General features: G+C 70.1%; 9 protein-coding genes and 1 tRNA gene. 6 read left to right on the top strand and 4 right to left on the bottom strand.

What is annotated here, in order from left to right; genetic code table 11:
• Nucleotides 1–72: 72 nt before the first annotated feature.
• The 3 genes from otsB to ACGFMK_RS02580 all read right to left on the bottom strand — a co-directional run bounded on the left by otsB (nt 73) and on the right by ACGFMK_RS02580 (nt 5,669).
• Nucleotides 73–2,607, bottom strand: coding sequence for a trehalose-phosphatase (otsB, locus tag ACGFMK_RS02590; protein WP_392757316.1), 2,535 nt, complete (start codon nt 2,605–2,607; stop codon nt 73–75).
• 32 nt (nt 2,608–2,639) lie between these two features.
• On the bottom strand, nt 2,640–4,088 hold the full coding sequence (locus ACGFMK_RS02585) for a trehalose-6-phosphate synthase (RefSeq protein ID WP_392757313.1): 1,449 nt from the start codon (nt 4,086–4,088) through the stop codon (nt 2,640–2,642).
• A gap of 81 nt (nt 4,089–4,169) precedes the next feature.
• On the bottom strand, nt 4,170–5,669 hold the full coding sequence (locus ACGFMK_RS02580; protein WP_392757310.1) for a threonine/serine exporter ThrE family protein: 1,500 nt from the start codon (nt 5,667–5,669) through the stop codon (nt 4,170–4,172).
• A gap of 224 nt (nt 5,670–5,893) precedes the next feature.
• On the opposite strand from ACGFMK_RS02580, the gene ACGFMK_RS02575 reads away from it, so the two are divergent.
• The 6 genes from ACGFMK_RS02575 to ACGFMK_RS02550 all read left to right on the top strand — a co-directional run bounded on the left by ACGFMK_RS02575 (nt 5,894) and on the right by ACGFMK_RS02550 (nt 10,737).
• A tRNA-Thr gene (locus ACGFMK_RS02575) sits at nt 5,894–5,966 on the top strand.
• A 372-nt stretch (nt 5,967–6,338) separates the two neighbouring features.
• Nucleotides 6,339–6,872, top strand: coding sequence for a YbaB/EbfC family nucleoid-associated protein (locus tag ACGFMK_RS02570; protein ID WP_392757308.1), 534 nt, complete (start codon nt 6,339–6,341; stop codon nt 6,870–6,872).
• A 15-nt stretch (nt 6,873–6,887) separates the two neighbouring features.
• A complete protein-coding gene (locus ACGFMK_RS02565; protein WP_392757306.1) occupies nt 6,888–7,223 on the top strand; it encodes a hypothetical protein in 336 nt (111 codons plus the stop codon).
• Nucleotides 7,220–8,605 (top strand): hypothetical protein, encoded by a 1,386-nt coding sequence (locus ACGFMK_RS02560; protein WP_392757303.1) that lies wholly within the window; start codon nt 7,220–7,222, stop codon nt 8,603–8,605. The genes ACGFMK_RS02565 and ACGFMK_RS02560 overlap by 4 nt, the downstream gene beginning before the upstream one ends.
• 81 nt (nt 8,606–8,686) lie before the next feature.
• Nucleotides 8,687–9,550, top strand: a complete 864-nt coding sequence (locus tag ACGFMK_RS02555) for an alpha/beta fold hydrolase (RefSeq protein ID WP_392757301.1) — start codon at nt 8,687–8,689, stop codon at nt 9,548–9,550.
• Between the two features lie 338 nt (nt 9,551–9,888).
• A complete protein-coding gene (locus tag ACGFMK_RS02550; protein ID WP_392757297.1) occupies nt 9,889–10,737 on the top strand; it encodes an ion transporter in 849 nt (282 codons plus the stop codon).
• A 74-nt stretch (nt 10,738–10,811) separates the two neighbouring features.
• Here the strand turns inward: ACGFMK_RS02550 and ACGFMK_RS02545 are convergent, their stop codons facing one another.
• Nucleotides 10,812–13,142, bottom strand: a complete 2,331-nt coding sequence (locus ACGFMK_RS02545) for a chitobiase/beta-hexosaminidase C-terminal domain-containing protein (RefSeq protein ID WP_392757294.1) — start codon at nt 13,140–13,142, stop codon at nt 10,812–10,814.
• Between the last annotated feature and the right edge of the window lie 64 nt (nt 13,143–13,206).

Raw genomic sequence — 13,206 nt, 5'->3', positions numbered from 1 at the left:
ACGCCGTCAAGGCCACCTTACGGGCGTGAAGCGCCGGTAAGGTGGCCTTGACGGCAGTTCGGACCGAAAGGGCTAACTGGCCGCCAGCAAGTTGGCGCACCGGATGAGCCCGATGTGCGAATACGCCTGCGGATGATTACCGAGCGACCGCTCGGCGATCGGGTCGTACTGCTCCGGCAGCAGGCCCGTCGGGCCGGCTGCCGCGACGATCTGGTCGAACAGCTCCTGCGCCTCGGTGCGCCGCCCGGTGAGCAGGTACGCCTCGATCAGCCACGCCGCGCAGATGTGGAACCCGCCCTCGCCGCCGGGGAGGCCGTCGTCGCGGCGGTAACGGTACACAGTGGACCCACTGCGCAGCTCCGCCTCGATCGCGGTCACCGTCTGCTGGAAGCGCTCGTCGGCCGGGTCGATCAGGCCGGTGAGCCCGACGAACAGCGACGCCGCGTCCAGGTCCGTGCCGTCGTAGGCCGTGGTGAACGCCTGGACCTCGTCGTTCCAGCCGTGCTCCAGGACGTCCGCGGCGATCGCGTCGCGCAGGGACGGCCACTGGCTCGGCACGTCACGGCCGTACTGGGCGCCGAGCTTGACCGCGCGGTCGATCGTCACCCAGCACATGACCCGCGAGTAGACCCGGTGGCGCGGCACGTGCCGCTCCTCCCAGATCCCGTGGTCCGGCTCGTTCCAGCGCCGCGTGACGGCTTCCGCCATCGCGCGCACCATCTGCCAGTCCTCGTCGCGCAGGTCACCGCGCGCCGCGGCGAGCGTGCCGACCAGCTCGACGACCGGGCCGAAGACGTCCAGCTGCACCTGGTGGTTCGCCAGGTTGCCGACGCGCACCGGCCGCGAACCCGCGTACCCGGGCAGCGACTCGATGACGGCTTCGGCGCCGATGACGCTGCCCGAAAGCGTGTACAGCGGGTGGAGCCGCTCCGGGCCGGCCAGCGTCGCGAGCACGCCGTGGAGCCACTTGAGGTAGCCCTCGGCCTCCTCGATCGAGCCCAGGTGCACGAGCTCCCGCACGGTCATCGCGGCGTCGCGGATCCAGCAGTAGCGGTAGTCCCAGTTGCGGACGCCGCCGATCTCCTCCGGCAGCGACGACGTCGCCGCGGCCAGCACCCCACCGGTGTCGGTGTTGACCAGCCCGCGCAGCGTCAGCGCCGAGCGCAGGACCAGGTCGGTCTGCACCTTCGGGAGCTGCAGCTTCGACGTCCACTCGCTCCAGTAGCGGCCCGCGCGGTCCCGTCGTTCCACTTCGGACAGTTCGTGCGCGCCGAGGTCCGTGGTGCCGCAGCGCAGTTCCAGCACCACCGGCTGGTCGGGCTTCGGCTGCACCAGCGCGGTGGCCGTGTCGTTCAGGCCGTCCGAGGTGACGTCCCACTCGACGCCCGGCGAGTAGAGCACGAACGGCTCCGACGTGCCGAGCACCTTCAGGCCGCCCTCGGTGATCTCCAGCTTGACCGGCACACCGCCGAACTCGGGACGCGGCGCGAACTTGACGGCGGCGACCGCCTCGCCCGAGATGACGCGGACCAGGTCCGTCCGGTGCGGCGCGCTTTCCGGCTCGAGGTAGTCGGTGACGAGCAGGCGCGACCAGCGCGTCTCGACGGTCATCGTGTTCGGCAGGTAGCGCTGGCCGAGCGGGAGGCCGTTGCGGTGCGGCTTGATGGAGAAGTGGCCGGCCCCCTCGCCGCCGAGCAGGTCGGCGAACACCGCGGGCGCGTCCGGGCCCGGGTGGCACAGCCAGGTCAGCTTCGCGTCCGGCGTGAGGAGCGCGACCGAGCGCTCGTTGGCCAGCATCGACAGCCGCTCGATCGGGGGCGCGGACTCGCCGTAGAGCCAGTTGCGCCGCTCTTCCAGCAGGAAGCCGAGCACCAGCGCGACGTCCACGGTGTCCGGCACGCGGAACCCGGCGAGCGTCTCGCCGTCGCCGACCTTGATGCCCAGGTCAGGACCGGAGAGCCGGGCGAACGCCTTCTCGTCGGTGACGTCGTCGCCGAGGAAGATCGCCGCGGTGGCGCCCACCTGGTGGCGGAGGATGTCGAGCGCCCGGCCCTTGTCCGTCTGGACGACCGCGAGCTCCACCACCTCCTTGCCGTCGGTGGTCGACACCCCCTCCCAGCGGGACGGTCCGTTGTGGACGGCCGAGAGCACGCGGCGGCCGGCCTCGTGCTCGGCGCGGCGCACGTGCACCGCGATGCTGGCCGGCTTGACCTCGAGCGACACCCCCGGCACGTCCAGCACCAGCTGTTCGAGCTCGGCCTCGAGCCGGCGGTGCAGCTCACGGGCCTTCTCGTCCAGCGCGTGGATGAAGCCGATGTCGAACTCCGACCCGTGGCTGCCGACGAGGTTCACCTCGGACGGCAGCCGCGACAGCGTGGCGAGGTCGCGCAGGGCCCGGCCCGAGATGACCGCGGTGGTCGTCTCGTGCAGACCGGCGAGCGATCTGAGGGCGCCCACGGACTCCGGCAGCGGCCGGGCCTCGTCGGGGTTGAGGGTGATGGGAGCCAGCGTGCCGTCGTAGTCGCAGGCGACCAGCAGTCGCGGAGTACGGGCGATCTGCACGATCGCGCGCCGTAGCTCGGCGGGCAGGGCCTCGGCAGTCAACACTCCTCCTCAGGAGCTCGTGCTTGGTCGTGTGGTCAATCGACCGCTTCGGCACCCAACGCCTGGAGAAACGAGCGCGCCCAACGGTCGACATCGTGAGTGAGAACCTGGCGACGCATGGCGCGCATCCGGCGACGGCCCTCAGCCGGGTCGAGCGTAATGGCAGCCACCAGAGCGTCCTTCACCCCGTCCAAGTCGTGGGGGTTCACGAGGAATGCGCTAGAGAGCTCGGAGGCCGCGCCGGCGAACTCGCTGAGCACCAGGGCACCGCCCAGGTCGTGCCGGGTGGCGACGTACTCCTTGCAGACGAGGTTCATCCCGTCACGCAACGGCGTCACGACCATGACGTCCGCGGCGGAGAAGAAGGCGGCCAGCTCAGTGCGATCGACCGATTGGTGCAGGTAGTGCACGACCGGGTGACCGACGCGGGAGAACTCGCCGTTGATCCGCCCGACCATCTGCTCGATCTCGCCGCGCATCCGCTGGTAGTGCTCGACGCGCTCGCGGCTCGGGGTGGCCAGCTGCACGAACGTGACGTCGTCCGGCTGGAGCCGACCCTCGTGCAGCAGCTCGTGCAGCGCCTGCAGCCGCAGGTCGATGCCCTTGGTGTAGTCGAGCCGGTCGACCCCGAGCAGCACGGTCTTCGGGTTGCCGAGGTCGCGCCGCAGCTGCGCGGCCCGCTCCTGGACGCCCTTCGTGCGGGACAGCTGGTCGAGCCCGGCGGCGTCGATGGAGATCGGGAAGGCGCCGACCCGCACGGTCCGGTCGCCGACTTGCATGGTGCCCGGCCGCGACCGGACGCCGACCGCGCCGCGCGTCGACTCGAGGCCGATCAGCTGGCGGCACAGCCAGAGGAAGTTCTGCGCCCCGCCGGGGCGGTGGAAGCCGACGAGGTCCGCGCCGGTGAGGCCGCGGATGATCGCGGCGCGCCACGGCATCTGCATGAACAGCTCGACCGGCGGGAACGGGATGTGGAGGAAGAAGCCGATGCGCAGGTCCGGTCGCAGCTCGCGCAGCATCGCCGGCACCAGCTGCAGCTGGTAGTCCTGAATCCAGACCGTGGCGCCCGGGGCGGCGACCTCGGCGCTGGCCTGCGCGAACCGCTGGTTGACCTGCACGTAGCTGTTCCACCACGCCCGGTCGAACACCGGGCGCTCGACGACGTCGTGGTAGAGCGGCCAGAGCGTCGCGTTGGAGAAGCCCTCGTAGTAGTCGCGGACCTCGTCGGCGCTGAGCGAGACGGGGTGCAGCACGAGGCCGTCGTCGTCGAACTCCTCGACGTCGACGTCCGGTATGCCCGGCCAGCCGACCCAGGCGCCCTTCCGGGACCGGAGGAACGGCTCGAGCGCCGACACCAGCCCGCCGGGGCTGGCCGTCCAGCGGCGCTGGCCGTCGGTCGTGCGCTCGAGGTCGACCGGTAGCCGGTTCGCCACCACGACGAAATCGGCCTGGTTCGAGTTCTCCTTCGTCGGCGTCTCAGTCACGTGCTCGCTCCTCGCGTCCCGGGTCGCGGCCCCAGAGTGAAACCCTATCGCGTGAGCGATGAACAGCCGGTGACCGTCGGGTTACTCCAAGCGCCGATCGGCCGGTTCGAGCGGACCGGCCATGCGTGGTCCGGCGAACCGGCGTTCGAGCCTGCCCAGGCCGGTGCGGACCGGCTGGGCGAGCCATTCGCCGAGTACCACGCCCGCTGCCAGCGCAAGCCCGATCGCGACGGCCGTCATAAGCGTCGAGATGTTGCCGCTCGGCTCGACCCCCATTTGGTATAGACCACGATAGGTGGACAGGCCCGGGAGCAGGGGAGTGATCCCGGACACGGCGACGACGAGTGGAGTAACGCCCAGTCGCCGCGCGAGCACGCCACCGCAGAAGCCGACCAGCGTCGCGGCGACCGCGGACGAGCTGACGCCGTCGAGCTCGGCCACCGTCAGCCCGCCGTAGACCAGGGCGCCGATCGCGCCGGCGGCCATCGCGACCAGCATGGCGCGCATCTTCGAGTAGGACGCGAGCGCGAAGCAGGCCGAGGCACCAGCGCCGCCGATGACGACCAGCGGCAGGTCCTGCGGCGTCGAGCCGCTGACCTCCGGCAACGGGGTGAGCGGCAGCTTCATCAGCACGGCGATCCGCAGCGCGAGCACGACCCCGGAGATCAGGCCGGCCGACATCAGCACCGTCTCCATGGTGCGGCCGGCCGCGGTGACGTTGTAGCCGGTGATGGCGTCCTGCACCGCCGAGACGGTGGAGAGCCCGGACAGCAGCACGGTGACGGCGGCCGCGACGACGAGCGTCGGCCGGTCGGTGGTGAGCAGGCCGCTGCTCACGATGGCCATCGCGGACAGCGTCGCGACCAAGCCGCCGATCACCTGCTGGAAGAAGAACGGCAGCGAGTACCGGTTGACGAACCGGCCGATCCGGTCGATCACCCCGCTGATCACGAACGCGACGAGCGCGATGTCGGGGCCGCCGCCGAGCAGGATGGTGATGAACGCGGCGACCCCGCCCCAGGCGAGCGTCGCGACCCAGCGCGGGTACGGGTGCGGCGCCGACGTGATCCGCTCCAGCTCGGTCTGCGCCTGCTCGGCGCCGAGGTGCCCGCGGACGATCCGGCGGATGAGCTTCTCGGTCTCGGTCAGCCGCGTGTAGTCGAGGCTGCGGCTGCGCACGACGCGCAGCGCGGTCACCGGCGCGAGGTCGGTGCCGCGGTGGCAGGTCACGGTGATCGACGTGAAGATGACGTCGACCTCGCAGTGCGGCAGCCCGAGGGCGGCGGTGATGGCGATGATCGTCGCGCTGACGTCCGAGGCGCCGGCGCCGCTGGCCATCTGGACCTCGCCGATGCGCAGGCTCAGGTCGAGGACGAAGTTGACGGTGGCGTCGTCGGGCAGCTGCGGCCCCATCGCCTCCTCGGCGTCGACCGCCGGGAACTCACCGGTGGGCGCCTCGAGGACGTGCCACGGACGGCGGCGCAGCACGTTCGGGCGGTGGGTGCGTGGCCGTTGCGCGGGAGGTTCGAGCAGCGGCCATCTGGTCGCCATGCCCCCGTTGGTGCGCTCGTTGATCTTCATGATCCATCCACCTCCTCGCTCGTTCCCGAGGACCATCGACGCCCGTGCCCCGACCGTTGCACGGATCATGGAGTGGCGTCCACCACGTTCTGATCATCTTGGCCTGACCAGCCGATTTCAGCAGGATCGGGCGTGTTCGGCCGGGTGTCCGGGACGGCACCGTCACCAGGGGCCCGTGGCCCGTCGCGCGGGCCGATACACTGTGGGCGGCGCTTGCGCGCCAGGCCGCTATAGCTCAGCTGGTAGAGCATCTGTCTTGTAAACAGAAGGTCAGGGGTTCGAGCCCCCTTGGCGGCTCCGGGAAGTGCTCCCGGCCTGCGGATGAGAGCACCGGCCGCGCCTTGCGCGCGGCAGCACGGGTGCCCGCCTCGGCGGCCGCCGAGGCGGCGACTTCCTTCCTTTTCGCCGAAATCGTTTGACATCACCTTCCGGGACGCCGGTTTTATATCGCCGAGGCGACATTCACCCGCAAGATCAGTCGTGTGCTTCGACGTTCTCCGGTGCCGTCCGGATCCTTGTTTCCTGCCGTCGACCTGGGGATCGCCGCGGCACCGGGTGGACCTTGCGTCCGCTTCCCGTTCAGCTGGTGGCTCTGTCCGTGTCATCCGGTGTTAAAAGACCACTGATTGACTTCAACGGCTCCCCACCTTTTCTCCCGACGAGGACAAATTGACCCAGTCAGTGCCTCCCGACGGCGATCCGTTGGCCGCGTTCAGCGCCGAGCTCGAAGGAATCCAGGCCAAGGCGGCGGCCGCCCAGGAACGGCTCCGGGCCGCCACCGCGACCGTGCAGTCAGCGGACGGGGCGGTCTCGGTGACCGTCGGCCCGAGCGGGGTGTTGCAGGAACTGCGGTTCGGCCCCCGCGCGTACGACCGTCCACCGCAAGCGCTTTCCGGCGCGGTGATGCAGCTGATCGGCCGCGCGCAGCAGAAGGTCTCGGCCGAGGTCGCCGACGCGTTCAGCGGCATGGTCGGCGAGAGCTCGGCCGCCCGTGAGCTGCTGGACGAGTTCCTGCCCGCGCCGCCCGAACCGGACGAGGGCCCGCCCCCGGGCAACGGCGGCAAGTTCATGCCGGAGGCGGACGACCGCCCGCCGGTCCCGCCGCCGCCCCCGCACCGGCCGCCACCGCAGCAAGGTCCGCCGCCGCGCCGACGTCCCCGGCCCGCGCCGGACGAGGACGACGGCGAGAGCAACCCCTGGTAGTACGGAGGAGATCCAGTGGTTTCCGGAGCAGGTTTCTCGGTCGACCCGGCCGAGCTGCAGAAGTTCAGCCAGTTCCTGTCGGGCACCACCCAGCCCGCGGTGCAGGACGCCGCGAACCGGATGCAGGCCGCCAACGGGTTCGACAACGCCGCGTTCGGCATCCTGCTCGCGCAGGTGCTGGCCGTGCCCTCGCGGATCACGATGGGGGTGATCACCGGGGAGATCACCAAGCTCGTCGGTGACATCGGCAAGTCCGCCGACGACGTGAAGAAGGCCGCCGACGTGTATTCGACCCACGACGCGAACACGGCGAAGGGCTTGAGCACCTTCGAAACGGAGCTGGGCAAGTGACCGTTCCCATCACGGCGTCGAACTCCACGACCGGGGCCGGCGTCTTCGACAGCTGGAAGCAGGTCGGCGACTCGATCGGCAAGGTCCAGACCGAGCACGGCGGTGACCTCGCGGCCGTCAGCGTCGAGCTGGGCATCAACGTCATCAGCGCCGCGCTCGACACGGTCGCGTTCGTCATGGACCCGCTGGCGAAGCTGATCGCGGCGGGCCTGGGCTGGCTGATCGAGCACGTCTCGTTCCTGAAGTGGCCGCTGGACCAGGTCGCGGGCAACCCCGCGGAGGTCACGAAGGTCGCCAACGAGCTGCACAAGATCGGCGAGTCGCTGCGCCACGCCGGCACCGAGCTGGACGACACCCTCAAGGCGACCATCACGCGGTGGGAGGGCAAGGGCTACGACAGCTTCCTGAAGTCGATCAACGACCGGAAGGGCTGGATCGACGCGAACGCCAAGGCGTCCGACGTCGCCGGCTACATGGTCGAGACCACCGGAGCGCTGATCGGCGCGGTCCGCTCGCTGCTGCGCGACATCATCACGACGATCCTCGGCGACATCATCTCCACGATGCTGATCGCGCTGGCGCTGGCCATCCCCACCTTCGGCGCGTCGATCGCGGTCGGGGTGACCAAGTGCGTCGCGACCGTCTCGGTGCAGGTCGCGGCGATGATGGCGAAGCTCGCCAAGGTCGTCGCCTACGCCGGGCGCACGCTGGCCCGGCTCACCGGCCTGTCGAAGCTGGTCAAGGGGAAGCCGGGCGCCTCGAACGCGGGCCACGAGCTGAGCAACCTGCCGCCGAACGGTGGCGGCGTGCCGAACTTCTCGCGGCCGCTGCCGAAGCCGCCGGGCACCGCGGTCACCCACGACGGCCCGCCGACCACCGGCGGCGCGACGCCCAGCACCCGGCCCCCGGGTGACGGCACGACCCCCAACTTCTCGCGGCCGCTGCCCCCGCCGGGCACCGCCGTCACCCACGACGGCCCGCCCGGAGGCGGCGCCACGCCGAGCACCCGGCCCCCGGGTGACGGCACCACGCCGAACTTCTCGCGCCCGCTACCTCCGCCCGCGGCGCCGCCGAAGCCGACGCCGCCGAAGTCGCACCTGAGCGACCACGACGTCTCGACGATCAAGAAGCACGAGGACTGGCTGAAGACGAAGTTCGGGGACAGCTACAAGAAGATGAAGTTCGTCGACGACTGGCTGAAGGCCAAGGCACCGGACTACTACCCGATGCTGAAGGCGCTCTCGGACGCCAAGAGCTCGAAGAACTTCGTGGGCTGGGCGGGCAAGGACATCGTCCAGGTCGACCGCGGCCTGACCGACATCCAGATGCAGGCGGAGGCCGCCTGGGCCGAGGAAGACAAGAAGGAGCAGCAACAGCACTAGAACCGCGAAAGGCCGGGGTGCTCGACATCCCGGCCTTTCGCGGTCAGCGGGTCCGGGCGGGTTGATGGCTTAAGCTCCCGTATGGCCACGACCCACATCCTCGAGACGCCCGAGGCGGACATCGCCTACGACGTGCACGGGCCCGCTCCCGCCGACAGCGGCCGCGCGCCGCTGCTCATGGTCGGGCAGCCCATGGAAGCCGGCGGCTTCACCACCCTCGCCTCGTACTTTCCCGAGCGGCCCGTGATCACCTACGACCCTCGCGGGCTCGGCCGCAGCGTCCGGAAGGACGGCGACGTCACCAACGTGCCCGCCGTCCAGGCCCGGGACCTGCACGCGCTCGTCCAGGCGCTCGGCGCCGGGCCCGTCGACGTCTTCGGCAGCAGCGGGGGCGCCGTCGCCGGGCTGGCGTTGGTCACCGCGTACCCGGAGGACGTGACCACGCTCGTCGCGCACGAGCCGCCGCTCATCCCGGTGCTGCCCGACGCCGCCGCGGCCGAACGAGCTCGCAACGCCGTGACCGAGGCCTACCAGGCCAAGGGATTCGGCGCCGGGATGGCGGCGTTCATGCTGCTGTCGTCGTGGCAGGGCGAGTACACCGACGACTACTTCGCGCAGCCCGCGCCCGACCCCGCCCAGTTCGGCATGCCCGCCGAGGACGACGGCCAGCGCGACGACCCGCTGCTGTCCGACCGGTCGTGGGCGGTTTCCAGCTACGAACTCGACGTCGAGGCCCTGCGGAAGGCGCCGACGCGGGTCGTGATCGCGGTCGCCGAGGAGTCGGGCCAGTCCTTCACCGGCCGCACGACCCTGGCGGCGGCTGAGCTGCTCGGCCAGGAGGCGGTCGTGTTCCCGAGCCACCACGGCGGCTTCCTGAGCGGCGAGTTCGGCTACGCGGGCCAGCCCGAAGCCTTCGCCGCGCGGCTGCACGAGGTGCTCGGCTAGTTCCGCGCGTCTGAAGGGCGTGGCCGCGAGGGCTCGATGGCGGATTTGGGACGCCGAGTGGCCAGAATCCTCCATCGAGCAACCCCCCAGGCGGAGCCGAACCCGCGCGGGGCGGGGCAGGCTCAGCCTCGAGAGGGAGGCCGGACGCGGGGCGCGCGCCGAAGATCGGGCGCATGACAACCACGATGCAGACTTCGGGCTGGTGGCGTTCTCCTACCCGGCGGGGCACGTCCTGCTGGCCGTTTGGGCGCCCCTGTCGGTGGCCGGTCACGTGGGGCTATTGGCGGCGGCGGGGCCGTTGACCGGCTGCGGGGCGCCGGCCGTGCCATCATTCGGGCATGGCCACCCTTCGCGAAGCCCGCGAGCCGGAGCTCAACAGCGGGATTCTGCCCGGGAACGTGCGTGCCGACGACTGGGTCATGCTCGTGCTGGCCGCCGGTTCGGTCGGCTTGCTGGGGTTCATGATCCTGAGCCCGCCCGCGCGGGACGCCGGGCTGGTGATCTTCTACGTCGACTGCGGGATCTGCGCGATCTTCCTCGGCGAGTTCCTGTGGCGGTGGCGGAAACGCAGGTGGGCCAAGAAGTTCCTCGTGCGCAACTGGTACGAGCTGTTCGCCATGGTCCCGTTCGCGCACCCGGTCGCGGCCGGGCACAAGTTCATCGCCGTTGTGCTGCTGCTCATCCGGGTGGGGCGGGCCGCGGACCGGGCCGTCGGGGAGCAGTTCACTTATCGGCTTGTCGACAAATTGTCGGAACCGATCGTGAAGGCCATCAAGAAGCCGGTGACCATCGCCGTGCTCGACGAGGTCGTCAAGGTGCTCGAGACCGGCAACTACCCGGAGAACCTCGCCAAGTCGCTCGGGGCCAACAAGGACGAGCTGCGCACGATCATCGCCGAGAAGATCGCCGCCGACCCGCAGCTCGGCAAGCTCAAGCGGCTGCCGTTCCACGACGAGATCGTGCGGACGGTCGTCGACACGTCCTTCCGCGTCCTCCTCGAAGTGCTGCTCGACCCGCGGATCGACGACTTCTTCTCCACCGTCGTCCGCGACAACCGCGAGCAGATCCGCCAGGCCGTCCAGCTGGGACTCAACGAGATCGACGCCGAAGACGAGCAGCACGCGCTGCCCACCCGGACCCAGCGCGAAGCGGCGCACGAATACGACACGCTGCACCGCAAGCGTTGAGCACGACCAAGACATGGCGAAGGCCGCCTCGCCGGGGTCGGGTCCGGTGAGGCGGCCTTCGTTGTTTCACCCGGTTACGGGTAGCTCACCACGTTGACCGGCACGGTGCCCGTGGGCGTGACACCGCCCGTGTCGTTGATGACGTGGGTGATCGTGCCGCGGTAGTTGAGCGACACCGTCAGCAGGCTGTGGAACCGGACGCCGCTGTTGTTCGGCACCTCGAACGCGTGGTAACTGGACACCGCCGGGTTCGTGTCGAAGAAGCAGTAGCTCCCGAGACCCCAGGCCTCATGGGACGTCACGTTCGCCCCGACCTTGTAGGCCGCGTACCCGGCGACACCCGATGGTGCGTTCCACGACGCCTGGTTCGGCACGTCGTAGGGCATCTCGTTCTGGAAGAAGATCGTCTTCCCGCCCTGGCCGTTCCAGATCACCTGGTACTTCTGGTAGTGCTCGACGAACAGGCCGGTCGCCAGCACGTTCGCGCCGTTCACCACCAGGCCCGTGTCGGCCGTGTTCGTGGTCCAGCCGACCGTGCCCGCGTTGCCGTGGTCGGCCCGCCAGGCCCAGATGTGGTCGATGATCGTGTTGGCGCTGTTGACGATCAGGCTGTTGGTCGCCTTGCCGGCGATCGCGCCGCCGATCCGGAAGAACACGTCCTGGACCGTCGTCGGGTTCGCCGCGTGGGACGCCGACGAGCCGGACTGACCGACCGTCAGCAGCGCCTGCGAGTTCGTCGTGCCGGCGTCGAACAGCAGGCCCTTGAGCCGCACGCCGTCCACATCGGACACCTGCATCGCGTTGACGCCGTTGTCCGGCACCAGTGTCGGGTAGCCGATGCCGAGGATCGTCGTGTTCGCCTTGGTCACGTTGAGCGTCTGGTTGAGGTGGTAGACGCCCGGCGTGAAGAACAGGTTGCAGCCCGCGGCGAGCGCGTTGTTGATCGACGAGGCCGTGTCACCGGCTTTGACGACGTAGAACTGGCTCATCGGCGCCGACGTGCCCGGGGTGCTGCCGTTCGCCCAGCTCGGGCCGGACGCGTTGGTGCGCAGCGAAGGCAGGAACACGCGGTACTTGCCGGTGCCGTCGACGTACAGGTACGGCACGTCGCGGGAGACCGGGGTGGTCGCCAGCGTCGTCTCCGGCGGGTTCGGGAACGTGGTCGCCGGCGCGCCGCTGGTGCCGGAGAAGACCATGTTCCAGACGCCGCCGTTCCAGCTGCCGAGCTGCGAGTCGCGGGTGTACCACTGCTGCTGCGAGATCGACGCGGCCTGGCCGGCCACCTTCGTGTCGGCGATGTAGCCGCCACTCGCGTAGCCGTAGCTCGCCGGGTACAGCTGCAGCCCGCCGCGGACGTCCATCCGGCGGAACGGCGCGGCCTGCGCGACCGCCCAGCGCTCCTGGCCACCGGACGGGTTGACCGCCATGTTCTCCGCCGAGCGCCAGAAGTTCTGCAGTGCGACGCCGTTGTCGGAGGCGTTGAACGCGTCCACCGTGACGTCACCGTTGATCAGGACGTCGCCCGGGTTCTGCCCGAGGCCGGCCACCGAGGTGTAGAAGCCGACGTTGTCGTGCACTCCTGTGTACGTGCCGGGCTTGAACAGGTGGGCGACGCGCCGGTCCGCGAACTGCGCGGTGAGCGTGTCCTTCTGGTTGTTGAAGTCGGTGTCCAGCTGCGCCTGGATCGTCGCCGCGGACATGCTCGGGTCGAAGATCCGCACGTTGGAACCGAAGTTCGGGGTGTCCGACTGCGTCGGGCAGCCCGCCTGGGTGCCGATCGTGTAGGTCGCGCTCGACACCGCGGACGTCGTCGAACCGGACTTGAGTGCGATCGCGTTGACCGTCTGCGACGCCGGGACGCTGATCGGCGCGGTGTACTGGGGCGACGACGCGGTCGGCGTCGAACCGTCCACTGTGTACCGGATGGTCGCGCCCGAGGTGGCGCTGCTGATCGTCACCGTCTGCGCGCTCGAGTAGGTCCCGCCGGGTGGGCTGAACGTCGGCGCCGCGACGGTCGTCGTGCCGCCGCCACCCACGGTGTAGGTGAAGTGCGGGGTGTCGTACTGCGGCCCGCTCTTCTCGTAGGTGAACCAGTAGTCGAGCGTGTTGCCGGTACTCAGGCCGTTGACGGTGGAGTGCCACGTGCCGGAGGCGTTGGTCATCCGGACGTTCTGCTGTCCGACGCCCGGCACGCCGGTGTAGTGGACGTCCACGTAGACGGCCGGGGTGGTCGGGGTGAAGTTGAGCTGCAGCTGCGTCGAACTGAGCTGCGTCACGCTCTGTGTGTAGTCGTCCGCGGCCAGCGCGGACGGGGCGTTCAGGCCCGCGCCGAGCAGCAGGGCCGCCGCGGTGAGGGCGACGGCGCCGCGCCGGCGCCGTCGAAGCTTGCCAAAGGTCCGGTTCACGCCGTGACACCTCCGCCGTTGGGGATCCACGAGCATTTGTTGCGAGTCACAACAAAGTAGCTCT

Origin of the sequence: Amycolatopsis sp. NPDC049252 (assembly GCF_043197175.1) — a bacterium.
In the GTDB taxonomy this organism is placed as follows: domain Bacteria; phylum Actinomycetota; class Actinomycetes; order Mycobacteriales; family Pseudonocardiaceae; genus Amycolatopsis.
This window is presented reverse-complemented; position numbering and strand designations above follow the sequence as displayed.